This window comes from Pantoea sp. PNA 14-12 (assembly GCF_004364735.1).
GTDB classification, from domain to species: Bacteria; Pseudomonadota; Gammaproteobacteria; order Enterobacterales; family Enterobacteriaceae; genus Pantoea; species Pantoea stewartii.
The window spans coordinates 201,195-222,980 of the sequence record NZ_SOAJ01000003.1 but is presented as its reverse complement, the minus strand read 5'-3'; the positions used below and the strand labels follow the sequence as shown (position 1 = coordinate 222,980).

Sequence of the window (21,786 nt, the reverse complement as noted above, 5' to 3'; positions counted from 1 at the left end):
GCTGCGCGGGTGAACCCAGCGCCTGCCCGCTGGATTTCGGCGTATACGTCGAAGCGGGTAGCAGGAGGTTTGTCCACTGCCTGCGGCATTTGAGTTATCAACGGCAAGGCGTGATAGCGGTCAAAGACAGGCCGGAAAGAATACTGCCCCCATTCCGGCAGAAGGGGGCAGCAAAGTGTGTTAACGCTGATAAATGATTTCGACGCCTTCGTCGTCATCTTCATCCCAGTCGTCATCCCACTCTTCATCGTCTTCAACAGCCGCGTTCTCGAGGGCTTCTTTGTGGTAGTCGTCCCACATGAATTCCACTTTCTCAGGCTGTTTTTCTTCAACGTCCGCTTCTTTCGGATTGGCGTTGATAAAGCTCATCACATCCCAGCACAGGTCGGTCACGCCCTGACGGCTGGCCGCCGAAATAAGGTAGTACTTCTCTTCCCAGCCCAGCGCCTCAGCAATGGCTTTTGCGCGCGCCTGTGCTTCTTCTTCATCAATCAGATCGACTTTGTTAAACACCAGCCAGCGCGGCTTGTTGAATAACTTATCGCTGTATTTTTCCAGCTCACCCAGAATAATACGGGCGTTCTCAACCGGATCGCTCTCGTCAATCGGGGCGATGTCAATCAGGTGCAACAGAACACGGCAGCGTTCCAGATGTTTCAGGAAGCGAATCCCCAGACCGGCGCCTTCTGCAGCACCTTCAATCAGCCCCGGAATATCGGCGACGACGAAGCTCTGCTCACTGTCCATACGTACAACGCCCAGGCTGGGTACCAGGGTGGTAAAAGGATAATCAGCCACTTTCGGCTTGGCAGCGGAAACCGCACGGATAAAGGTGGATTTACCGGCATTCGGTAAGCCCAGCATGCCCACGTCAGCCAGCAGCATCAGCTCCAGTTGCAGGTCACGTTTCTCGCCTGCGGTGCCCATGGTTTTCTGCCGTGGGGTACGGTTGACCGAGGATTTAAAACGGGTGTTACCCAGACCGTGCCAGCCGCCTTTTGCCACCATCAGCGTCTGCTGGTGACGCGTCATATCGCCCAGTGTCTCGCCCGTTCCCTGGTCAATAACGCGGGTTCCGACGGGGACTTTAATCGTAATATCTTTGCCGCGTTTACCGGTACAGTCGCGACTCTGACCATTCTGACCACGCTCAGCGCGGAAAGATTTTTCGAAACGATAATCGATCAGGGTGTTAAGGTTTTCGTCAGCGACTAAATATACGTCACCGCCGTCACCACCATCACCGCCGTCCGGGCCGCCTTTTGGGATATATTTTTCACGGCGGAAACTGACACAGCCATTACCGCCATCACCTGCGACGACCAAAATTGTCGCTTCATCAACAAACTTCATTTTCTTTCTCCGTCACACAATCGTCTGCAACAGGCTGCAAACGGGTCCGCCAGGGTCGTTCTGCGCTGACCAGCGGCGGATAAATCAAAACTGGCTCTCGCCAGCATGTACATAAAGTGTACAACACGCAGCCAGGCTATGTCGCCTGTCTGGCGACAGGTCGCAGAATGTAAAAAGCCCCGCAAGAGTTGCGGGGCCTTCAATTCGTGCGTTCAGACGGTAACCGTCTGCGTCACGACAACCTTACTCAGCAACGATGCTGATGTATTTACGGTTGTTCGGACCTTTAACTTCGAATTTTACTTTGCCGTCTGCGGTAGCAAACAGAGTGTGGTCACGACCACAACCTACGTTGTTACCGGCGTGGAATTTGGTACCACGCTGACGAACGATGATGCTACCTGCCAGAACAGATTCACCACCGAAACGTTTTACACCCAGACGTTTTGCATTGGAGTCACGACCATTTCGAGTCGAACCACCAGCCTTTTTATGTGCCATTTGTCAGATCTCCTCTTACGCCGTGATACCAGTGATTTTCACATCAGTGAACCACTGGCGATGGCCAGCTTGCTTACGGTAGTGCTTACGACGACGAAACTTAACGATTTTAACTTTCTCGCCACGACCATGAGCAACAACTTCTGCCTTGATCACACCGCCTGAAACCAGTGGCGCGCCGATTTTCACGTCTTCGCCATTTGCAATCATCAGAACCTGGTCAAACTCGATGGTTTCACCGGTTGCGATGTCCAGCTTTTCCAGGCGAACGGTCTGACCTTCGCTTACTCGGTGTTGTTTACCACCACTTTGGAAAACCGCGTACATATAAAACTCCGCTTCTGCGCTTGCCTTTTAGTTCATCAGGCGGCGCGCTAAATATTCACAATAGGGCGCGAATTCTACGCAAAACTCAAACAGAAGACAAGAGCACTTTGCACACTCTTGCAGAAAAAAAACACAGGCTCAATGCAAACGTTTCTCAACCTGAAAATTCAAGTACAATCAGTAACAGATTACTGAACGCTGGCTGGGTAAAACCGCTTACCATGGCAGAGAAACGAGTCATAGCTGAAAAGACGAATGAACTTAGAACAGATTAACGAATTAACCGCACAGGACATGGCTGCCGTTAACCAGACCATACTCGACCAGCTGAATTCAGATGTCTCGCTCATCAACCAGCTGGGTTATTACATCATCAGTGGCGGCGGTAAACGCATCCGGCCCATGATTGCCGTGCTGTCTGCTCGCGCCATGGGTTACCAGGGCGATTTACACGTGACCAACGCGGCGCTAATCGAATTTATCCACACCGCCACGCTGTTGCATGACGATGTCGTGGATGAATCCGATATGCGCCGTGGAAAAGCCACCGCGAACGCCGCATTTGGTAACGCGGCCAGCGTACTGGTCGGTGATTTTATTTATACCCGCGCTTTCCAGATGATGACCAGCATGGGCTCGTTGCGCATTCTGGCGCTGATGTCCGAGGCGGTGAACGTGATCGCTGAAGGAGAAGTGCTCCAGCTGATGAACGTCAACGATCCCGACATCACCGAAGAGAGCTATATGCGGGTGATATACAGCAAAACCGCGCGCTTATTTGAAGCCGCCTCTCAGGCCTCGGCGATTCTGGCGGAAGCGACGCCAGCGCAGGAAAAAGCGCTGCAGGATTACGGACGTTATTTGGGAACGGCTTTCCAGTTAATCGATGACTTACTGGACTACAGTGCCGATGGTGAAACCCTGGGCAAAAATACCGGTGACGATCTCAGCGAAGGTAAACCCACGCTGCCTCTGCTTCATGCTATGAACAACGGATCGCCTGAACAGGCTAAAATGATCCGTGAGGCGATTGAACAGGGGAACGGCCGCCATTTACTGGCTCCCGTTCTGGAAGCGATGAACCAGTGCGGCTCTCTGGAATGGACGCGCAAGCGTGCTGAGCAGGAAGCGGATAAAGCCATCACGGCATTACAAATCCTGCCTGAAACCCCATGGCGCACAGCGCTGGAATCTCTGGCTCACATGTCGGTTCAACGCGATTTCTAATCGCTGACGGGGCCTGACGGCCTCGTCTTCTTTCTTTCCCCCGCCGCTGTTGCAGTCATTACCATCCTTTTGCGTCAGGCCGCGCAGTTCTGTCTGCTTACGGAAATATTACTGGAACCTTATGGAAACTTTCTGATATAAACCACCATAAGTTTCCAGATGTATTTTAAAGCACGTCAGAATCCCCCCGCGCGCTTCGCACTGACAAGGAGAAAACAGTAATGCAAAAAAGGACAGAGGACTGGCATCCTGCCGATATTATTGCCGCACTGCGCAAACGTGGTACAACGCTGGCGGCATTGTCCCGCCAGGCAGGATTAAGCTCATCAACACTGGCTAACGCCCTTTCACGGCCATGGCCAAAAGGGAAATGGCTGATTGCTGATGCGATCAATGTCCACCCATCAGAGATATGGCCAAGCCGCTATTACGATCCTGAAACGAACAGCCTACTGGATCGAAAAAAACGTGTGCGATCGTCCGATCAGACGACCAAAAACTAACATCGGGTTAGTGCCAGACGAAAAAAAACCAGCCCGTATGCCAGGCTGGTTTTTTACAGGCCTGTCCGAAACACTATTCGCCGCTGACGCGCTCGATGTTTGCGCCCATCGCTTTTAGCTTATCTTCGATATGCTCGTAACCCCGATCGATGTGGTAAATGCGATCGACCAGCGTTGTGCCTTCCGCAATACACCCTGCCAGCACCAGGCTTGCCGATGCACGGAGATCCGTCGCCATCACCTGCGCGCCCGACAAGGTTTCCACACCGTGACAGATTGCGGTATTGCTCTCAATTTCTGCGTGAGCACCCATACGAATCAGTTCAGGGATGTGCATAAAACGGTTTTCAAAAATGGTTTCGGTGATTAGCCCCGTGCCTTCCGCGACCAAATTCAGCAGGGTGAACTGCGCCTGCATATCGGTCGGGAACCCCGGATGAGGAGCGGTACGCACGTTGACCGCTTTAGGGCGCTTACCGTGCATATCCAGGCTGATCCAGTCTTCACCGGTTTCAATGTCTGCACCGGCATCACGCAGTTTCGCCAGCACTGCGTCCAGGGTGTCAGGCTGCGCATTGCGGCACAGCACTTTCCCCCCCGAAATAGCAGCCGCCACCAGGAAGGTGCCGGTCTCAATACGGTCTGGCAGGACGCGATAAACCCCACCGCCCAGACGCTCAACGCCTTCAATGGTGATTTTATCCGTGCCTGCGCCCGAAATTTTTGCACCCAGCGTATTAAGGAAATTGGCGGTATCCACGATTTCAGGTTCACGCGCCGCGTTCTCAATCACCGTGGTCCCGGTTGCCAGCGTCGCGGCACTCATAATGGTCACCGTCGCGCCTACGCTGACTTTATCCATCACGATCAGCGCCCCTTTCAGGCGACCGTTAACTGAGGCTTTTACATAGCCTTCTTCCAGCTTAATCTCGGCACCCAACTGCTCAAGACCCGAGATATGCAGGTCTACCGGGCGCGCACCGATGGCGCAACCACCAGGCAGTGAGACTTCGCCCTGACCGAAACGGGCCACTAACGGACCAAGCGCCCAAATAGAGGCACGCATGGTTTTCACAAGGTCATAGGGTGCACAAAAAACGTCTACGCCGCTGGCATCGACGTGAACGGAACCGTTGCGCTCAACCTTCGCACCTAACTGGGTTAACAGCTTCATAGTGGTGTCGATGTCACGCAGCTTCGGCACATTCGTAATCTCAACCGGCTCTTCGGCCAGTAAAGCTGCAAACAGAATTGGCAGTGCGGCGTTCTTCGCCCCGGAAATGGTGACTTCACCACTTAAACGGGTGGGGCCTTGCACACGAAATTTATCCATTAACACGGTTCTCAATTAACTGGCTATTAAACGGTCGCGCAGGTGGCGCAGCCCTTGCGGGGATCAGAAACCGTTCAGTTTACGGTCACGCGCCCACTCTGCAGGCGTGTAGGTTTTGATGGATACCGCATGAATGCGGTTATCCGCAATGAATTCCATCAGCGGCGCATAAACAGCCTGCTGTTTCTTAACGCGGCTTAACTCACCAAACAGTTCGCCCACGGCGATCACCTGGAAATGGCTGCCATCGTTGCTCATGACATGAACTTCTTCTAAAGGCAGTGCTGCCATCAGCACAGCCTGAATTTCACTGTTTTCCATCGCTCTTAACTTCACTTAATAATAATAAGGCTGACATAGTAGAGGAAAGTGCCTGATTCTTAAATACGCAAAAGCCCCTGTCGGCGACCGGGGCTAAGGCTGAGAAGGCGAATACAGGCGCTTTAATCCGCAGAAACAATAATTTGTTGCAGGTTGTAAAGGGTGATCAACGACTGCAGTTTGTCACCGATACCAACAAACTGCAGCGCGCCGCCCTGCTGCGAGACGATTTCCCGCAGGTGGACCAACAGCGCCAGGCCTGAGGTATCCACCCGTTCCAGAGCTGAAACGTCGATCAGCGTCGCCCCGCTAATCAACGTTTCACGCTGCTCCCAGAGATCCAGCAGCGTGTCACGATCCAGCTCACCTTCCAGCCGTAGCGTGTTCGCCTCGCGGCTCCAGTGCAGTGAGGGCTGCATTATTTGTTTTGATCCAGTGTGATTGGCTGTTTCGCTGACGCTTCAAGTTGCGCAGTCAATGCATCAATCCCTTTCGTACGTAACAGATCGCCCCACTCATTTTGTTTCGTGGTGATCATGCTGACCCCTTCTGCGATCATATCGAACGCCTGCCAGTTACCGGTCTGGCTGTTTTTACGCCACTGGAAATCCAGGCGCACTGGCGGACGGCCCTGAGGATCGATGATCGTCACACGGATGGCGACAATATTGGCATTGCCCAGCGGTTTCGCAGGTTCGATCTGGTAAGTCTGACCGTGATAAAGCGCTAACGCCTGGCCATAGGCCTGAGCCAGATAATCACCAAAAGCCTTAAAATAGGCTTCGCGCTGTGCCGGTGTGGCTTCCCGATAGAAACGGCCCAGGACTAACGCCCCCGCATATTTAATCTGCACATAAGGCAGCAGCTCCTGGCGGACAATATCACGCAGGTAGTTGGGATTCTGCTTGATTTTCGCCTGCTCGCTTTTCAGGCGGGTAAAAGTTTTATTAGCCGCTTCATTCATCAACGTATAAGGATTGCTTTGATCGGCTGCTGTCGCCGCCAATGGCGCGATCGCCAGCATGGCAATCATCAGAAAACGTTTAAACATCATGTTATCCCTCTGTTAAGGTTGAGCGGCTGCGGGAGCGGCAGTATCGCCACCCTGCGCATCCTTACTGTCACCGGTTTGCTTGTTACCTTTGTTGTCGCCGCTTTTATACAGGAACTGGCCTATCAGGTCCTCCAGTACCATCGCCGACTTGGTATCGCGTATCGTGCCACCATCGTTTAACATCGCCGAGCCCAGCTCAGGATCGTCAAAGCCAACGTTTAACGACAGAAACTGCTCGCCCAGCAAGCCCTGAGTACGGATGGCCAGCGAACTGGTGTCCGGAATCTGGTTGGCATACTTGTCGCTGATATCCATCGTGACGCGTGGCAGTAATGTTTTCGGTTCAAGTGAAATATCTGCCACCCGACCAATCACGACACCACCAATTTTAACAGGCGAACTGACTTTCAGGCCGCCGATATTATCGAAGGTGGCATACAGCTTCCAGGTGGGTTCTGTCCCCAGCGATTTAAGATCCGCCACGCGCAGGCAAAGGAACAGCACCGCTAACAGTGCCATGATCATAAAAACGCCAACCCAAATTTCGCTTTTTTTGCTTTGCATCGCATCAATTCCCAAACATCAGTGCTGTCAGCACAAAATCTAAACCGAGGACCGCCAGTGATGCATGCACCACGGTGCGCGTCGTGGCGCGACTAATACCTTCAGAGGTCGGAATCGCATCGTAACCATTAAACAGCGCGATCCAGGTAACCGTGACGGCAAAAACGGCGCTTTTAATAATGCAGTTAACCACATCGCTACGAAAATCGACGGCATTTTGCATCGCCGACCAGAAGAAGCCAGGGTCAATACCTTTCCAGCTCACGCCCACCAGCGCGCCGCCGGTAATCCCTATGGCGGTGAAGATGAGTGCCAGCAGCGGCATGCTGATAAAGCCTGCCCAAAAACGTGGTGAGACAACACGGCGCAGAGGATCGACCGCCATCATCTCCATGCTGGACAGCTGTTCCGTGGCCTTCATCAGCCCAATCTCAGCCGTTAACGCTGACCCTGCCCGACCGGCAAACAGCAGGGCTGTGACAACCGGCCCCAGTTCACGTAGCAATGACAGTGCCACCAACATGCCCAGGCTGGTTTCTGCACCATAAGTGTTTAATACCAGATAGCCCTGCAACCCCAGCACCATGCCAATAAATAACCCGGAGACCACAATGATCACCAAAGACAGGACGCCAATGCTGTAGAGTTGTTTGACTAACAGCGGGAAGTGTTTGCGAAACGCGGGTTTACCGACCAGCGCATGAAAAAGCATCAATCCGGCACGCCCAAAGCTGGCGCAGGTTCCAATCCCCCGACGTCCTAATGACGCCAGTGCTTTTAACAACATCAGCTTAGCTTCTCCCTGACCCGGTTAAATCGGCCAAATAATCGCCCGCCGGAAAACGAAACGGTACGGGCCCGTCCGCGATGCCGTCGATAAACTGGCGCACGCGTGGGTCATTGTTGGCACGCAAATCGGGCGTGGTCCCGTGCGCGATAATTTTTTGTCCCGCCACGATATAAGCATAATCGGCAATACTTAACACTTCAGGCACGTCATGCGACACCACAATGCATGTCAGTCCCAGTGCATGGTTAAGCTCATCAATCAGTTTAACCAGTACGCCCATGGTAATAGGATCCTGACCCACAAACGGCTCATCGAACATAATTAACTCAGGCTCCAGAGCAATAGCCCGAGCCAGGGCCACCCTGCGCGCCATTCCGCCCGAAAGCTCCGCAGGTTTCAACTGCGCGGCACCCCGTAACCCCACGGCTTCCAGCTTCATCATGACGGTGCTGTGCAGAAGCGCCGCCGGCAACCGTGTGTGTTCACGAAGCGGCCAGGCCACATTTTCGTAGACGGTTAAATCGGTAAAAAGTGCACCGGACTGAAACAGCATGCTCATCTTTTTACGCGCTTCATACAATCGGGTGCGCGACAATGTCGGAATGTTCTCGTCCCGGAACCAGATCTCGCCGCTGTCAGGCTGAAGTTGCCCGCCAATCAAGCGCAGCAGCGTTGTTTTCCCGATCCCTGACGGCCCCATGATCGCCGTCACTTTGCCTTTGGGTACCGTAAGGGAAATATCGTCGAAAATTTTGCGATCGCCACGTGAGAAACTCACGCCACGAACCTCAACCAGGTTCGTTTTTTGTTGGATCATTATCACCTCTATTACGGATCGGGCGTAAACATAGGGTACGATGGTAGCCTGTTAAGGTTAAACGCACGATAGCTTTACAGAAACTTAATGCAAAGATTTGGCGAAAACGGTCATAAAATTTACTTTTGTCGCTCGGACGGTCAAAATCAGCGCCTGTTTTGTCACATCGAACCTGAAGGCAAGCCAACAGGGGTTTTAAGCAAGGATTTTTCATGTTCGTCGCAACCGCACTGCTGATTATCGGACTGCTTTTACTGGCTTATGGTGCCGATCGTCTGGTGTTTAGTGCTGCAATACTTTGCCGATCGTTCGGGATCCCACCGTTAATCATCGGCATGACCGTCGTCAGTATCGGTACCTCGCTTCCGGAGATCATCCTTTCCTTCTCCGCTGCGCAGTATGGCCAAATGGATCTGGCGGTGGGCACCGCGCTTGGTTCGAACATCACCAATATACTTTTGATTCTCGGCGGCGCGGCGCTGTTGCATCCGCTCAGCATCCATTCCAACTTAATTCGCCGTGAACTGCCGCTGATGGTGCTGGTCTCATTACTGAGCGGTATTACGCTGTTTGATAACTATCTTAGTCGACTGGACGGTATCGCCCTGATTGCCATCGCCGCGATTTATCTGATTGTGACTATTCGCATCGCGCGTAAAGCAGAAAATGACAATAACGATACGCTGACGCGTGAACAACTGGCTGAGCTGCCACGCGAAGAGACGGGTAACACCGTGGCCTTTCTCTGGCTGGCTGTCGCCCTGATTATCCTGCCCATGTCAACACACATGGTGATTGATAATGCGACGGTCTTTGCCGACTACTTTGGCGTGAGTGAACTGGTTATGGGGCTGACGCTTATCGCCGTCGGCACCAGTCTGCCGGAGCTGGCCACGGTCATCGCCGGTGCGTTGAAAGGCGAAGATGATATTGCGATTGGCAACCTGATTGGGGCCAATATTTATAACCTCGCTATCGTGTTGGGCCTGCCGGCACTGATTCACCCCGGCAGCGTCGATTATCACGCTTTTGCACGCGATTACTGGATAATGCTTGGCGTAAGCGTACTGTTCGCCATGCTTTGTCTGTTGCGCCACCGCCGCATTGGCCGTACGGCGGGGACGCTTTTACTCTGTGGTTTCTTCGTCTGGGTAACGTTGCTGTGGCTACAGCCAGCGTTTATGGGCGGCTAAAAAGGACAGATTTGCCATGTCACATCAGCAACCAACGGTAGAGTTTGATTTTCAGCGAGCCGGTAAAACGGTTCTGCGCATTGAGCGCGAAGGCCTTGAGCAGCTTGACCAGTATATCAACGAGGCCTTCTCCGACGCCTGCGCCATGATTTATGCCTGTAAGGGCAAAGTGGTGGTTATGGGCATGGGCAAGTCAGGTCATATTGGTAAAAAAATGGCGGCGACTTTTGCCAGCACCGGCACGCCGGCTTTCTTTGTGCATCCAGCGGAAGCCAGCCACGGCGACCTGGGAATGGTGGGTAAAGACGACGTGGTGCTTGCCATTTCCAATAGCGGCGAATCCAGCGAGATTCTGGCGCTGATTCCGGTGGTGAAACGCCAGCAGATTAAACTGATCTGTCTGACCAGTCGACCTGAAAGCGCCATGGCTCGGGCCGCCGATATTCATCTTTGCGTCAAGGTGCCGCAGGAAGCCTGTCCGATGGGCCTGGCACCTACGACCAGTACCACCGCAGCTTTGGTGATGGGCGATGCACTGGCTGTCTCCCTGCTGGAGGCACGCGGCTTCACGCCTGAAGATTTCGCGCTGTCGCATCCGGGCGGTGCGCTGGGCCGTAAACTGCTGCTGCACGTAAGCGACATCATGCACAGCGGTGATGAGTTACCGCACGTCACGCGGGATGCATCATTGCGGGATGCGTTGCTGGAGATAACCCGTAAAAATCTGGGCCTGACCGTGATTGTTGACGATTTGATGAAGATTGAAGGCGTTTTTACCGATGGTGACCTGCGCCGCATCTTTGACATGGGCATCGATTTTCAAAAAGCGACCATTGCAGAAGTCATGACGCGTGGCGGCATCCGCGTACGTCCGAACGTGCTGGCCGTCGATGCGCTGAATTTAATGCAAACCAAAAACATTACCTCCCTGCTGGTAGCCGATGACGACCATCTGCTGGGTGTGGTACATATGCATGACATGCTGCGCGCAGGCGTAGTGTAAACAGGAAGACACAATGCAGTCTGAGATTGCCGCTATAGAAACATGTTACGGCCCGGTCAGTGCCGACATTATGGCCCGTGCCGGGCACATTCGCCTGCTGATTTGCGATGTGGACGGCGTGATGTCTGATGGCCTGATCTACATGGGTAACAGTGGAGAAGAACTGAAAACCTTTAATGTGCGCGATGGTTACGGCATTCGTTGCCTGCTGACCTCGGACATTGAAGTGGCTATTATTACCGGCCGCACGGCCCGGTTACTGGAAGACCGCTGCAAAACGCTGGGGATTCGCCATCTTTATCAGGGGCAATCAGATAAGCTTTTGGCCTATCGCGAACTTCTGGATACACTGTCGCTCTCTGACGAGCAGGTGGCTTATATTGGTGACGATCTGATCGACTGGCCAGTTATGGCAAAAGTAGGGCTCAGCGTAGCGGTGGCCGACGCGCACCCGCTGCTGTTAGCGCGAGCGCGTTACGTCACACGTATCGCCGGTGGGCGCGGCGCAGTGCGTGAACTGTGCGATCTCATTTTGATGGCGCAAAATAAATTTGAGGATGCCAAAGGGCAATCAGTATGAGTAAAAGCAGGCGTTGGATAACGTTGGGGCTGGCCTTGATTGCGCTGGTGCTCATTGGCTGGAATTTCACTAACCGGGACAGCGACGATGGCGCACCGGTAATGAATAATGATCAAACGCCAACCTACACCAGTGCCAATTCGCATACCGTAGTTTACAACCCTCAGGGTGGCCTGGCTTATAAGCTGATCTCGGACAAAGTTACGTATTTCGAAAATACGGGAACCAGCTGGTTTGATAATCCGGTCATGACAACCTACGACGAGAATAAAATGCCGACCTGGACGGTACGTTCAGATAAAGCAAAGCTCACTAAAGATCGTATGCTGTATTTATATGGTCATGTTGAGCTGAATGCGCTGGCGCCAGATTCTGAACTGGAGCGCATCAAAACGGATAACGCTCAGGTCAATCTTGTCACTCAGGACGTCGCCTCGGACGATCAGGTGACGTTATATGGCCGCAGTTTTAACTCTACCGGCATGAAAATGCGTGGAAATTTACGGACAAAGCAAGCCGAGTTACTCGAAAAGGTCAAAACCTCTTATGAAATTCAAAATGAACAAAAACAGCATTAAGTTTTTACTGGCCAGCCTGCTGCTTGCAGCCAGCCTGCCGGCGCTGGCGCTGACCGGTGACTCGGACAAACCCGTTAATATCGACTCTGAAAATCAGTCGCTGGACCTGCAAGGCAACGTCGCGACCTTTACCGGTAATGTGGTCGTAACTCAGGGGTCGATCAAGATTACGGCAGATAAAGTCGTGGTGACCCGTCCGGGCGGCGACAGCAAAAAAACTATCGTTGATGCCTACGGCAATCCGGCGACCTTCTATCAGATGCAGGACAACGGTAAACCGGTACAGGGACACGCGTCCAAACTGCATTACGAGCTTGCTAATGACTTTGTTGAGCTGACGGGCAATGCGTACATTGAGCAGTTGGACAGCAATATTAAAGGCGACCGCATTACTTACCTGGTCAAAGAGCAAAAAATGCAGGCTTACAGCCAGGGCCAGAGCAAGCGCGTGACCACAGTTCTGGTGCCATCGCAGTTGCAGGACAAGCCCGCGTCAACCAATAGCGAAAAAAAGAGTAACTGATCACTATGGCCACATTAATCGCAGAGAACCTGGCGAAGGCGTACAAAGGCCGTCGCGTGGTTGAAGACGTCAGTCTGCAGGTAAAATCCGGTGAAATCGTCGGCCTGCTCGGCCCAAACGGTGCCGGTAAAACCACCACCTTCTATATGGTGGTCGGGATTGTTCCGCGCGATGCGGGCCGCATTGTCATCGACGATGAAGACATCAGTATTCTGCCGCTCCACGCGCGTGCGCGTCGCGGTATCGGCTACCTGCCCCAGGAAGCGTCAATCTTCCGGCGTCTGAGCGTTTACGACAACCTGATGGCCGTGCTGCAAATTCGTGATGATTTAACCGAAGAACAGCGACAGGATCGGGCGAATGAGCTCATGGATGAGTTCCATATTGCACATCTGCGCGACAATATGGGACAGTCACTGTCGGGCGGTGAACGTCGCCGTGTGGAAATTGCCCGTGCGCTGGCCGCAAATCCCAAATTCATTCTGCTGGATGAGCCTTTTGCCGGTGTTGACCCGATTTCCGTTATTGATATCAAAAAGATTATTGAACATCTGCGCGACAGTGGGCTTGGCGTGTTAATCACTGACCACAACGTGCGTGAAACGCTGGCGGTCTGTGAACGGGCCTATATTGTCAGCCAGGGCAACCTGATTGCTCACGGTACGCCGAATGAAGTCCTTGCAGATGAGCAGGTTAAACGTGTTTATTTGGGTGAAGAGTTCAGACTCTGATAAGGTGTCGTTAATACTGATGGTTACCCGGGAATATTCATCCTGTCTATGAAGCAAGGTTTACAACTCCGGCTCAGCCAGCAACTGGCGATGACCCCACAACTGCAACAGGCGATACGTCTGTTGCAGCTTTCTACGCTTGAACTTCAGCAAGAGCTACAGCTGGCCCTGGAAAGTAATCCCCTGCTTGAACAGACTGAACAGCATGAAGAAATAGACGCAAAAGAGTATCAGGAAGGCGAAGCGGGACTTGATACGCGTGAAGCGCTGGAACAAAAGGATATGCCCGAAGAGCTGCCGCTCGACGCGACCTGGGATGAAATCTATACCGCGGGAACGCCATCAGGAACCGGTACGGACTATCAGGATGACGAACTGCCCATCTACCAGGGCGAAACCACCCAGTCGCTGCAAGATTATCTGATGTGGCAGGTTGAGCTGACGCCGTTTAGCGATACCGATCGGGCGATCGCAACGTCTATCGTCGATGCCATTGACGATACGGGTTACCTTACCGTTTCGCTTGAAGACATTCTCGACAGTATCGGCGACGATGAGCTGGAAATGGACGAAGTTGAGGCCGTTTTAAAGCGCATTCAACATTTTGATCCGATCGGCGTAGGTGCACGTGATTTGCGTGATTGCCTGCTGGTACAGTTGTCGCAGTATGCGCCTGAAACGCCAACGCTCTCTGAAGCCCGCCTGATCGTCAGCCATCATCTGGATCTGCTGGCCAACCATGATTTCCGCAGCCTGATGCGCGTCACGCGTTTAAAGGAAGACGTACTGAAAGAGGCAATGCTGCTGATTCAGTCGCTCGATCCACGTCCGGGCCAGTCGATCAATACTGGCGAACCTGAATACGTTATTCCTGATGTGCTGGTCCGTAAAGTTGCGACGCGCTGGACGGTGGAACTTAATACCGACAGTCTGCCGCGGCTTAAAATCAATCAGCACTATGCCGCCATGGGCGGTGCTGCGCGTAATGACAGTGACAGTCAGTTTATCCGCAGTAATTTGCAGGAGGCGCGCTGGCTGATCAAAAGTCTGGAAAGTCGCAATGAGACGCTGTTAAAAGTCTCACGCTGCATTGTTGAACAGCAACAGGCCTTTTTTGAGCAGGGCGAAGAGTTTATGCGTCCGATGGTGCTGGCCGATATTGCCCAGGCGGTGGATATGCATGAATCCACGATTTCCCGCGTCACCACGCAAAAATATCTTCACAGCCCGCGTGGCATTTTTGAACTGAAGTATTTTTTCTCCAGTCATGTTAATACTGAAGGAGGAGGCGAAGCCTCATCTACTGCGATACGGGCACTGGTAAAAAAATTAATCTCGGCGGAAAATCCCGCTAAGCCCTTGAGTGACAGTAAACTGACCTCCATGTTATCTGATCAAGGGATCATAGTGGCACGTCGTACCGTTGCAAAATATCGAGAGTCTTTGTCCATACCGCCTTCAAACCAACGTAAGCAGTTGGTTTAACAGAGAGAAGGAAGACCTATGCAGCTGAACCTTACCGGGCAAAATGTTGAAATCACCGAGCCACTGCGTGAATTCGTCACGGCGAAATTTGCCAAACTGGAACACTACTTTGATCATATCAACCAGGTATATGTTGTCCTGAACGTTGAGAAGGTGACACAGGTTGCTGATGCCACATTGCACGTTAACGGGGGCGAGCTGCACGCCACATCGGAAGCGGAAGATATGTATGCGGCAATTGACGGGCTGATTGACAAGCTGGCCCGTCAACTGACCAAATATAAAGATAAGTTAAAAAAACACTAACCTTCACGCTGGCAGGCGCGCCGGGCGCGCAGAGCTGAAAGGATGGGGCGGATTAACCGCCCCGTTTTGTCATCTGTGCCAGCGCCATGATTCCGCTACGTGATTACCGCGTACCGGTTTACTGGCTAAGTGAACTCGCAAGTGAAACGAAAATGAACAATGATTTAACACTGGAACTGAGCACAGTGCTTTCGCCAGACTGCACCCGCAGCAGCGTACACTGCCAAAGCAAAAAACGGGCGCTGGAAATTATCAGTGAACTGGCCGCTAAGCAGCTCAACCTGCCGCATCAAACGCTGTTTGAAGCGATACTGACCCGCGAGCGCATGGGAAGTACCGGTATTGGCAACGGTATTGCTATTCCGCATGGCAAGCTGGAGGAGGATACGTTACGTGCCGTCGGTGTCTTTATCAGCCTTGAGCAACCCATCGCATTTGATGCCGTGGATAATCAGCCTGTCGATCTCCTTTTTGCGCTCCTCGTGCCCGCGGACCAGTGTAAAACTCACTTACATACACTGTCGTTAGTCGCCAAACGGCTGGCGGATAAAACGGTTTGCCGCCGTCTGCGTGCTGCGCAGAGCGATGAAGAGCTGTATGCCATCATTACCGAAGAACAAACAGAGCAATAAAGCGCGTGATTTACCGGCGTGAGCCGGCTTTAAAACGGGAGAGAAGGTCATGGTGCTGATGATCGTCAGCGGTCGGTCAGGCTCAGGAAAATCAGTGGCGCTGCGCGCGCTGGAAGACATGGGTTTTTACTGCGTGGATAACCTGCCGGTCGTGTTGTTGCCTCAGCTGGCAGAATCACTGGTTGAGCGCAATATCTCAGCGGCGGTGAGTATCGATGTGCGTAACATGCCTGAGTCGCCTGAAATTTTTGAAACCGCGCTCAATAATCTGCCTTCCGGATTCTCGCCCCAGTTGCTGTTTCTTGATGCCGACCGCAATACGCTGATCCGCCGTTACAGTGATACGCGTCGCCTCCATCCCCTGTCCAGCAAAAATCTGTCGCTGGAAAGCGCGATTGATGAAGAGAGTGACCTGCTCGAGCCGCTGCGCTCGCGTGCCGATTTGATCATTGATACGTCAGAGATGTCGGTGCATGAACTGGCTGAGATGTTGCGTACCCGCTTACTGGGTAAACGCGAGCGGGAGCTGACTATGGTGTTTGAGTCGTTTGGCTTCAAACATGGTATTCCCATTGATGCGGACTACGTCTTTGACGTGCGTTTCCTGCCCAATCCACACTGGGATCCCAAACTGCGCCCGATGACGGGGCTGGATCGTCCCGTCGCGGCTTTTCTGGATCGTCATACCGAAGTCCATAACTTCATTTATCAGACACGCAGTTATCTGGAACTCTGGCTGCCCATGCTGGAAACGAACAACCGCAGCTATCTCACCGTGGCGATTGGTTGCACCGGTGGCAAACACCGCTCGGTGTATATTGCAGAACAGCTCGCTGATTATTTCCGCTCCCGGGGTAAAAATGTACAGTCCCGTCATCGCACACTGGAAAAACGTAAATCATGACCGTTAAGCAAACCGTGGAAATCAGAAACAAGCTGGGCATGCATGCACGCCCCGCCATGAAGCTGTTTGAACTGGTGCAAAGTTTCGATGCCGAAGTGCTGTTACGCAACGAGGCCGGCACAGAAGCCGAAGCCAGCAGCGTTATCGCGTTGCTGATGCTGGATTCCGCCAAGGGCGGCCATATTGAGATCGAAGCCAGCGGCCCCCAGGAAACTGACGCGCTGGCCGCCGTCATTGAACTCTTCGAAGCCGGTTTCGACGAAGAGTAACGTCAGTCCAGATGATTGCGCTGCAGGAAGCCTTCTCCTCCCAGTTGGCGCATCTGTCGGAGTATCCATTGCTGGCGCTGACGCACATAGCCTGACGGCGCGTCGGCACGAAAGCGCAGCGGGTTAGGTAAAACGGCCGCCAGTAACGCCGCTTCTGACATGGTTAAGCGACTGGCAGGCTTGTTGAAAAAACGCCGGGACGCCGCCTCAACACCAAAGGTCCCTTTACCAAACTCCGCGATATTCAGGTAAACCGTTAAGATACGGCGTTTAGTCCAAACGGTTTCCAGGCCGACCGTCAGACCCGCTTCCAGTCCTTTACGCATCCAGCTACGTCCATCCCACAAAAACAGATTTTTAGCCGTTTGCTGTGACAGCGTTGACGCACCGCGCATCCGGTTATCATCGCTGTCCAGTACAGACTGAATGGCTGCCACATCAAAGCCCCAGTGGTGAGGAAAGTTTTGATCTTCCGACGCGATAACGGCCAGCCTTATCCAGGGCGACATCGCCTGTGTCCCCACCCAATCCGAATGTGAGACATAGCTGAAATCGCCACGCAGCCAGGCACCGATCTGGCGTTCAGCCATCACGGCAGAGAAAGGCACCGGGAGAAAGGAAAAAAGTAAAATACCTGCCAGCCACAGCCCTGCCCAAATCAGCAGAATGCGCAGCACAATGCGCTTTACACCCTGCCAAAGCTTCCCTTTATGCTTACTCATACAATCGTCTCATCATTATGTCGTTTTTTAATTAATTTCAGGTGTAATCACCCCTGATGATAAAAAGCGTTCCTGAAAAATTCGCCGTCCGGGCCTGTCACCTTTATGATATGGCAAAGAAAATGCATCTGCGATGCAACAATAGTATGAATGAGTTCAATAAGTTCCCTTAAAAAGGAATCGGTTCCATTTACGAAGTCTCACACCATTCCTTGCAGGGCGATGAGACTAATTTGTGATAATTGCAGCCATCAATGTTTCATAAAACTTATATTTTATTTCGGACGCGCCTGAACACAGGTTGCAGCAATGCGGCAGGCATTAACGTACTTATGGCATTTCTTCACCGCAATGCATGTTTTTTTATTAATACATTTCCCCAAACATTACAAACTTTTCTATTGGTAAAACCTTTTAAGCGCCAGGGCGGATGACGTTTTCCGAAACGTTTTGGACCTTCCTGACCCGATCCTTTCATTATTCTTTATTATCATAAGCTTATAGCCAATTTAGTTCGCATCAGTGACGAATCATTTGTGTTAAGAGGCTTAACACAGGCTTTGTTAACAAATTTGGGTTAAACCCGTACAAAAAACAGAACTTTTGTTCAAAAAACAACCAATGTAACGGTAAAATTGATTCCTTTCTTGACTATGTTGGCAAATTAATGTTTCCTGTATTTAAACGCTGTTCAACATCACAAATTTTAATGAATCTTGTCACAAGCTAATTCGAATTTGATAAGGTGTTGCATGTGTTAACCAATACCCGTTGTTGCCTTGAAAAACACTAAGCATAGCAGCAGCGACTTTTTCCCTGGTGTTGGCGCAGTATTAGCGCACCCCGGCCTCGGCTGGGGTCATTTTTTTTGGATCACCGCTGTTTCTCAGCCACCCACTCGCGCAATATCTGCACATCGTGCCGCCATTCACGCTTCAGCTCTTCCACCCATTCGCCCACGTTATCCCACCAGGCCGGTAATTCTGGGCTTTGAATTTGTTTCGCGATCTGTTGAAGATGCTGTAAGCCAACGGACCCTGCGGCACCTTTGATTTTGTGGCCCTCTTCAGCAATGCCTTTTTCGTCGCGTGCCATCAGGTTGGAGTCCAGTACCTCCAGGTAGCCCGGCATCATCTGTTCGAAGATGGTCAGGCTTTGCGTAATCAGACCGGGTCCCACCAGTTCCAGATACTGTTCAAGCATTGGAATGTCCAGCAAGGTATCGGACTGACGACTGCCCGGCGTCATAACGGCCTGATCATCGTTTCCGGGTTGGTCATCCCAAAACTTTTTGATGATGGCCGTTAACGCAGGTACGGCAAGCGGTTTACTGAGCACATCGTCCATGCCCGCATCAAAATACTCTTTTTTATCTTTCAATACGTTGGCGGTTAAGGCAACCAGCGGCGGCAAATGCGCATCAGGATACCGTTGACGAATGGCACGCGACACGTCCATGCCGGTCATATCCGGTAACTGAATATCCAGCAGCACCAAATCGAACTCCAGCGGGTCAAACATCTCAAGCGCTGCTTGCCCCGTCATGGCAACGTCAACGCTGCATCCCAGTTTTTCCAGAACCGAGCGTGCCACAATGACGTTCAGCTCAATGTCTTCCACCAACAGCACGTGCAGGGCCGGAAGCGGCAGCGTATCGTCAACGCCTTCATCTTCTACTTCCTCGGCAATACGCGGCGCTTTAATCACCACGGTAAAACAGGAGCCCTGGCCCGGTGCACTACTGACGCTGATATCCCCGCCCATCGCCTGCGCCAGACGGCGGGAGACCGCCAGGCCGATACCGGTTCCGGTTGCCGGTTTGCCGCCATGCTGATCGGTAACCTGATAATACATGGCAAAAATTTTGTCCTGCTCTTCCTCGCGAATGCCCTGCCCGGAATCCTGTACCTCAAAGCGCAGCGTTTCATCCTGTTCATAGGCAATACGCACGATGATTTCACCCTGCTGAGTAAACTTCACGGCATTGCCGATCAGGTTCCACAGGATCTGCCGTAGTCGTGTACCATCCGTTGAGATTTTATGGGGCAGCGGTAACTGCGGGGCCATGACAAACTTCAGGCCTTTTGGCTGCGCCAGCAAGCCAGAGAGATTCTCCAGATCGGCCAGGAAACTGGTGAAATCCAGCGGCTGGTTGTCCAGCTGTACCTTGCGTCGCTCGATTTTGTCCACTTCGATGACGTCGTTAAAGATATTGCCCAGGGTGATGGCAGAGACATGGATGGTTTTCAGGTACTTGAGCTGCTCCTGATTCAGATCGGTATCCAGCAAAATGCGGCTCAGACCGACAATGCCGTTAAGCGGCGTACGAAGCTCGTGGCTGATCGTAGAGATAAAGGTGGTCTTTTCCCGGCTCGCGTTCTCCAGCGCGTCCTGATAGCGTTTACGTTCGGTTATATCGCGGCCAAAGCCCATCAGGCCGCTGCGCTTACCGACCCGGTCATAATAAGGCACTTTACGAATTTCAAAACAGGCTTTCCGCCCATCGGGATACTGCAGCCACTGCTCATAGGTGAGCGAGACGTTATGACGAAAGACTTTTTCATCGGTTTCCAACACTTTAGTCGCCGTGTCATTGTCATAAATATCATGTGGCGTGAGCCCGATAAGCTGTTTTTCACTTTTACCAGTCAGCAGCTCCATGGCGCGGTTACAGCCTGAGAACTGCTTGTCGATATTGCGATAAAAGACCAGATCTGGTGATGCATCCAGAAAAGAGCGCAGGAAAGACGACTGTTGTTCCAGCTCTATTTGCGCCTGCTCGCGCCGCGCCACCTCTTCGCGTAGCTTAGCCATGACCTGCTCACGTGCCTGCTCCGCTTTTTTACGATCGGCAATTTCCTGATTGAGTCGGGAAATGGTCTCTTTCATCTGCTGATTCAGCTCAAGATCGCGCGTACGCATTTCTTCCAGCTTATCCACCAGCCTGGCAAGACGCTGGCGTGACTCTTCCAGCTGATCGACCACCACGGAAAGAAAATAAACCGCCCAGGGCGTGATCAACAGACCGAAAAAGACCGATCGCACCATATCAATACTTTCGACATGGCCACGCAGTACCATGGTCACCGCCATCTGCACAATCATGGCCAGCACGACCAGTGCAGACGCCAGCAGCAGCGAAAAACGGATCAGGCCAAGCTTGACCATTAAATCAACATAATATTGCGCCAGCAGGCGAATCTGTTTCATAAACACTCCCTGGGTGAGAACAGCCACATGATAGCGTATTTACGTCACCGTCGTCTTAGTGCATCCGGCGAGATCGCGACCGTCATGCACTTATATGGTGCAAAACGCCGTTGCTTCGCCGACGTTTGCCCCATTATTGCTAAAACCCTTGACTAATTGTGCTAACTCAATGAATCTGTAGGGCCGTCTGCTAAACAGGCGCGCGTATCCAACCTCTTCTTTTCCGTCTGACAAGGCTTTATTGTCACGACGCCCTGTTTTTCATGCATAGCCATTCACATTATTCGAAGTTTTAAGCAGCGCGACCTGATTAATTTTACTAATCACATGCCCCTTATTGATTCAAATTTGCTGCTATAAGAAAAACAGATACATCCTGCGCTTCCACTGCCTGTAGCAGCATTTGATGCTGTTTAGTACCCTGTCGCCAGCATACTTCAGCGATTTCACGCCACTGGCACAGTGATAGAGTTCACATTTCCCTCTCTGCCGCTTAATGAAAAACTGACACATTTTAGACACAAAAGCATAATAAATTCATTTGGTTATCGACATAAAGACGTGATTAAACTGTGTCAGGCTCGCTATTTGACCTTGATTCGCTTTCCCGATAAGTTGGAATTCCGCTGAAAGCTTTCATGATGGGCAAGCGTCACGGCATATCTATGCAACATGACGCCCGCATGGTTTGAGTCATCTCCTTTCGAGAACGGAAACACCACGCGCTACACATCCACGGACTTATCCTCCTGCCGATGAAAAGTGCGTAAAACGAAATCGCGCAGGCTGTCAGGCGCGGGAATAAAAGAATGCGCGCTGGGAAGAGTGTTTAACCAAGCTCAGTGCCTGAAACAATGCAG

At 52.2% G+C, this 21,786-nt stretch carries 25 protein-coding genes; 13 read left to right on the top strand and 12 right to left on the bottom strand.

Annotated elements, in window-relative coordinates; all coding sequences use genetic code 11:
* Positions 1-180: 180 nt before the first annotated feature.
* The 3 genes from cgtA to rplU all read right to left on the bottom strand — a co-directional run bounded on the left by cgtA (position 181) and on the right by rplU (position 2,181).
* Positions 181-1,353 carry an Obg family GTPase CgtA gene (gene cgtA / locus C7434_RS12160; RefSeq protein WP_033739183.1) on the bottom strand — a complete coding sequence of 391 codons (1,173 nt, stop codon included), beginning with the start codon at positions 1,351-1,353 and terminating at the stop codon, positions 181-183.
* A gap of 243 nt (positions 1,354-1,596) precedes the next feature.
* The gene (gene rpmA, locus C7434_RS12155; protein WP_006121751.1) at positions 1,597-1,854 is read right to left on the bottom strand and encodes a 50S ribosomal protein L27; all 258 of its coding nucleotides are present in this window, start codon (positions 1,852-1,854) and stop codon (positions 1,597-1,599) included.
* A 15-nt stretch (positions 1,855-1,869) separates the two neighbouring features.
* The gene (rplU, locus tag C7434_RS12150) at positions 1,870-2,181 is read right to left on the bottom strand and encodes a 50S ribosomal protein L21 (RefSeq protein ID WP_006121750.1); all 312 of its coding nucleotides are present in this window, start codon (positions 2,179-2,181) and stop codon (positions 1,870-1,872) included.
* 255 nt (positions 2,182-2,436) lie between these two features.
* Here rplU and ispB point away from each other — a divergent pair, with 255 nt between their 5' ends.
* Both ispB and C7434_RS12140 read left to right on the top strand, forming a co-directional pair.
* The gene (gene ispB, locus C7434_RS12145; RefSeq protein ID WP_033739181.1) at positions 2,437-3,408 is read left to right on the top strand and encodes an octaprenyl diphosphate synthase; all 972 of its coding nucleotides are present in this window, start codon (positions 2,437-2,439) and stop codon (positions 3,406-3,408) included.
* A 221-nt stretch (positions 3,409-3,629) separates the two neighbouring features.
* On the top strand, positions 3,630-3,911 hold the full coding sequence (locus tag C7434_RS12140) for a helix-turn-helix transcriptional regulator (protein ID WP_133745496.1): 282 nt from the start codon (positions 3,630-3,632) through the stop codon (positions 3,909-3,911).
* Between the two features lie 73 nt (positions 3,912-3,984).
* On the opposite strand, the gene murA is transcribed toward C7434_RS12140, so the two are convergent.
* The 7 genes from murA to mlaF all read right to left on the bottom strand — a co-directional run bounded on the left by murA (position 3,985) and on the right by mlaF (position 8,790).
* Positions 3,985-5,244, bottom strand: a complete 1,260-nt coding sequence (gene murA, locus C7434_RS12135; protein WP_006121747.1) for a UDP-N-acetylglucosamine 1-carboxyvinyltransferase — start codon at positions 5,242-5,244, stop codon at positions 3,985-3,987.
* A 63-nt stretch (positions 5,245-5,307) separates the two neighbouring features.
* Positions 5,308-5,565 (bottom strand): BolA family iron metabolism protein IbaG, encoded by a 258-nt coding sequence (ibaG, locus tag C7434_RS12130; protein ID WP_006121746.1) that lies wholly within the window; start codon positions 5,563-5,565, stop codon positions 5,308-5,310.
* 122 nt (positions 5,566-5,687) lie between these two features.
* The gene (mlaB, locus tag C7434_RS12125) at positions 5,688-5,984 is read right to left on the bottom strand and encodes a lipid asymmetry maintenance protein MlaB (RefSeq protein ID WP_006121745.1); all 297 of its coding nucleotides are present in this window, start codon (positions 5,982-5,984) and stop codon (positions 5,688-5,690) included.
* A complete protein-coding gene (mlaC, locus tag C7434_RS12120) occupies positions 5,984-6,616 on the bottom strand; it encodes a phospholipid-binding protein MlaC (RefSeq protein WP_033739260.1) in 633 nt (210 codons plus the stop codon). The genes mlaB and mlaC overlap by 1 nt, the downstream gene beginning before the upstream one ends.
* Before the next feature lie 15 nt (positions 6,617-6,631).
* Positions 6,632-7,183 carry an outer membrane lipid asymmetry maintenance protein MlaD gene (gene mlaD / locus C7434_RS12115; RefSeq protein WP_033739258.1) on the bottom strand — a complete coding sequence of 184 codons (552 nt, stop codon included), beginning with the start codon at positions 7,181-7,183 and terminating at the stop codon, positions 6,632-6,634.
* Between the two features lie 4 nt (positions 7,184-7,187).
* A complete protein-coding gene (mlaE, locus tag C7434_RS12110; protein WP_033739175.1) occupies positions 7,188-7,970 on the bottom strand; it encodes a lipid asymmetry maintenance ABC transporter permease subunit MlaE in 783 nt (260 codons plus the stop codon).
* Positions 7,971-7,974: 4 nt separating this feature from the next.
* On the bottom strand, positions 7,975-8,790 hold the full coding sequence (mlaF, locus tag C7434_RS12105; RefSeq protein ID WP_006121741.1) for a phospholipid ABC transporter ATP-binding protein MlaF: 816 nt from the start codon (positions 8,788-8,790) through the stop codon (positions 7,975-7,977).
* Between the two features lie 212 nt (positions 8,791-9,002).
* Here mlaF and C7434_RS12100 point away from each other — a divergent pair, with 212 nt between their 5' ends.
* The 11 genes from C7434_RS12100 to npr all read left to right on the top strand — a co-directional run bounded on the left by C7434_RS12100 (position 9,003) and on the right by npr (position 16,994).
* Entirely contained in the window at positions 9,003-9,983 is a 981-nt protein-coding gene (locus C7434_RS12100; RefSeq protein WP_006121740.1) for a calcium/sodium antiporter, read from the top strand.
* Between the two features lie 16 nt (positions 9,984-9,999).
* A complete protein-coding gene (gene kdsD, locus C7434_RS12095; RefSeq protein ID WP_006121739.1) occupies positions 10,000-10,986 on the top strand; it encodes an arabinose-5-phosphate isomerase KdsD in 987 nt (328 codons plus the stop codon).
* Between the two features lie 13 nt (positions 10,987-10,999).
* Positions 11,000-11,566, top strand: a complete 567-nt coding sequence (gene kdsC, locus C7434_RS12090) for a 3-deoxy-manno-octulosonate-8-phosphatase KdsC (protein WP_039338895.1) — start codon at positions 11,000-11,002, stop codon at positions 11,564-11,566.
* Positions 11,563-12,144, top strand: coding sequence for an LPS export ABC transporter periplasmic protein LptC (gene lptC / locus C7434_RS12085; RefSeq protein ID WP_006121737.1), 582 nt, complete (start codon positions 11,563-11,565; stop codon positions 12,142-12,144). Before kdsC ends, lptC begins: the two co-directional genes overlap by 4 nt.
* Positions 12,113-12,667: a lipopolysaccharide ABC transporter substrate-binding protein LptA gene (lptA, locus tag C7434_RS12080; protein ID WP_033739170.1), complete on the top strand. Its 555-nt coding sequence runs from the start codon at positions 12,113-12,115 to the stop codon at positions 12,665-12,667. The genes lptC and lptA overlap by 32 nt, the downstream gene beginning before the upstream one ends.
* Positions 12,668-12,672: 5 nt before the next feature.
* Positions 12,673-13,398 carry an LPS export ABC transporter ATP-binding protein gene (gene lptB, locus C7434_RS12075; RefSeq protein ID WP_006121735.1) on the top strand — a complete coding sequence of 242 codons (726 nt, stop codon included), beginning with the start codon at positions 12,673-12,675 and terminating at the stop codon, positions 13,396-13,398.
* A gap of 48 nt (positions 13,399-13,446) precedes the next feature.
* A complete protein-coding gene (rpoN, locus tag C7434_RS12070; protein ID WP_033739167.1) occupies positions 13,447-14,883 on the top strand; it encodes an RNA polymerase factor sigma-54 in 1,437 nt (478 codons plus the stop codon).
* A gap of 18 nt (positions 14,884-14,901) precedes the next feature.
* Positions 14,902-15,189, top strand: coding sequence for a ribosome hibernation promoting factor (hpf, locus tag C7434_RS12065; protein WP_006121733.1), 288 nt, complete (start codon positions 14,902-14,904; stop codon positions 15,187-15,189).
* A gap of 152 nt (positions 15,190-15,341) precedes the next feature.
* Positions 15,342-15,821 carry a PTS IIA-like nitrogen regulatory protein PtsN gene (gene ptsN, locus C7434_RS12060; RefSeq protein WP_033739256.1) on the top strand — a complete coding sequence of 160 codons (480 nt, stop codon included), beginning with the start codon at positions 15,342-15,344 and terminating at the stop codon, positions 15,819-15,821.
* A 49-nt stretch (positions 15,822-15,870) separates the two neighbouring features.
* Positions 15,871-16,725 carry an RNase adapter RapZ gene (rapZ, locus tag C7434_RS12055; protein WP_006121731.1) on the top strand — a complete coding sequence of 285 codons (855 nt, stop codon included), beginning with the start codon at positions 15,871-15,873 and terminating at the stop codon, positions 16,723-16,725.
* Entirely contained in the window at positions 16,722-16,994 is a 273-nt protein-coding gene (gene npr / locus C7434_RS12050; protein WP_006121730.1) for a PTS phosphocarrier protein NPr, read from the top strand. The genes rapZ and npr overlap by 4 nt, the downstream gene beginning before the upstream one ends.
* Positions 16,995-16,996: 2 nt before the next feature.
* On the opposite strand, the gene mtgA is transcribed toward npr, so the two are convergent.
* Together mtgA and arcB are read right to left on the bottom strand one after the other, a co-directional pair.
* Positions 16,997-17,716 (bottom strand): monofunctional biosynthetic peptidoglycan transglycosylase, encoded by a 720-nt coding sequence (gene mtgA / locus C7434_RS12045; protein WP_033739165.1) that lies wholly within the window; start codon positions 17,714-17,716, stop codon positions 16,997-16,999.
* Positions 17,717-18,589: 873 nt separating this feature from the next.
* Positions 18,590-20,926 carry an aerobic respiration two-component sensor histidine kinase ArcB gene (gene arcB / locus C7434_RS12040; RefSeq protein WP_033739163.1) on the bottom strand — a complete coding sequence of 779 codons (2,337 nt, stop codon included), beginning with the start codon at positions 20,924-20,926 and terminating at the stop codon, positions 18,590-18,592.
* Positions 20,927-21,786 lie beyond the last annotated feature (860 nt).

Bases quoted from the DNA above. Each gene is read 5' to 3' on its own strand.
- C7434_RS12140 (WP_133745496.1), top strand. From the start codon at position 3,630: ATGCAAAAAAGGACAGAGGACTGGCATCCTGCCGATATTATTGCCGCA.
- ptsN (WP_033739256.1), top strand. From the start codon at position 15,342: ATGAACAATGATTTAACACTGGAACTGAGCACAGTGCTTTCGCCAGAC.
- mlaF (WP_006121741.1), bottom strand. From the start codon at position 8,790: ATGATCCAACAAAAAACGAACCTGGTTGAGGTTCGTGGCGTGAGTTTC.
- rapZ (WP_006121731.1), top strand. From the start codon at position 15,871: ATGGTGCTGATGATCGTCAGCGGTCGGTCAGGCTCAGGAAAATCAGTG.
- rplU (WP_006121750.1), bottom strand. From the start codon at position 2,181: ATGTACGCGGTTTTCCAAAGTGGTGGTAAACAACACCGAGTAAGCGAA.
- rpmA (WP_006121751.1), bottom strand. From the start codon at position 1,854: ATGGCACATAAAAAGGCTGGTGGTTCGACTCGAAATGGTCGTGACTCC.
- C7434_RS12100 (WP_006121740.1), top strand. From the start codon at position 9,003: ATGTTCGTCGCAACCGCACTGCTGATTATCGGACTGCTTTTACTGGCT.
- arcB (WP_033739163.1), bottom strand. From the start codon at position 20,926: ATGAAACAGATTCGCCTGCTGGCGCAATATTATGTTGATTTAATGGTC.
- npr (WP_006121730.1), top strand. From the start codon at position 16,722: ATGACCGTTAAGCAAACCGTGGAAATCAGAAACAAGCTGGGCATGCAT.
- mlaB (WP_006121745.1), bottom strand. From the start codon at position 5,984: ATGCAGCCCTCACTGCACTGGAGCCGCGAGGCGAACACGCTACGGCTG.
- murA (WP_006121747.1), bottom strand. From the start codon at position 5,244: ATGGATAAATTTCGTGTGCAAGGCCCCACCCGTTTAAGTGGTGAAGTC.
- cgtA (WP_033739183.1), bottom strand. From the start codon at position 1,353: ATGAAGTTTGTTGATGAAGCGACAATTTTGGTCGTCGCAGGTGATGGC.
- kdsC (WP_039338895.1), top strand. From the start codon at position 11,000: ATGCAGTCTGAGATTGCCGCTATAGAAACATGTTACGGCCCGGTCAGT.
- hpf (WP_006121733.1), top strand. From the start codon at position 14,902: ATGCAGCTGAACCTTACCGGGCAAAATGTTGAAATCACCGAGCCACTG.
- ispB (WP_033739181.1), top strand. From the start codon at position 2,437: ATGAACTTAGAACAGATTAACGAATTAACCGCACAGGACATGGCTGCC.
- mlaD (WP_033739258.1), bottom strand. From the start codon at position 7,183: ATGCAAAGCAAAAAAAGCGAAATTTGGGTTGGCGTTTTTATGATCATG.
- kdsD (WP_006121739.1), top strand. From the start codon at position 10,000: ATGTCACATCAGCAACCAACGGTAGAGTTTGATTTTCAGCGAGCCGGT.
- rpoN (WP_033739167.1), top strand. From the start codon at position 13,447: ATGAAGCAAGGTTTACAACTCCGGCTCAGCCAGCAACTGGCGATGACC.
- lptA (WP_033739170.1), top strand. From the start codon at position 12,113: ATGAAATTCAAAATGAACAAAAACAGCATTAAGTTTTTACTGGCCAGC.
- mtgA (WP_033739165.1), bottom strand. From the start codon at position 17,716: ATGAGTAAGCATAAAGGGAAGCTTTGGCAGGGTGTAAAGCGCATTGTG.
- mlaE (WP_033739175.1), bottom strand. From the start codon at position 7,970: ATGTTGTTAAAAGCACTGGCGTCATTAGGACGTCGGGGGATTGGAACC.
- lptB (WP_006121735.1), top strand. From the start codon at position 12,673: ATGGCCACATTAATCGCAGAGAACCTGGCGAAGGCGTACAAAGGCCGT.
- mlaC (WP_033739260.1), bottom strand. From the start codon at position 6,616: ATGTTTAAACGTTTTCTGATGATTGCCATGCTGGCGATCGCGCCATTG.
- lptC (WP_006121737.1), top strand. From the start codon at position 11,563: ATGAGTAAAAGCAGGCGTTGGATAACGTTGGGGCTGGCCTTGATTGCG.
- ibaG (WP_006121746.1), bottom strand. From the start codon at position 5,565: ATGGAAAACAGTGAAATTCAGGCTGTGCTGATGGCAGCACTGCCTTTA.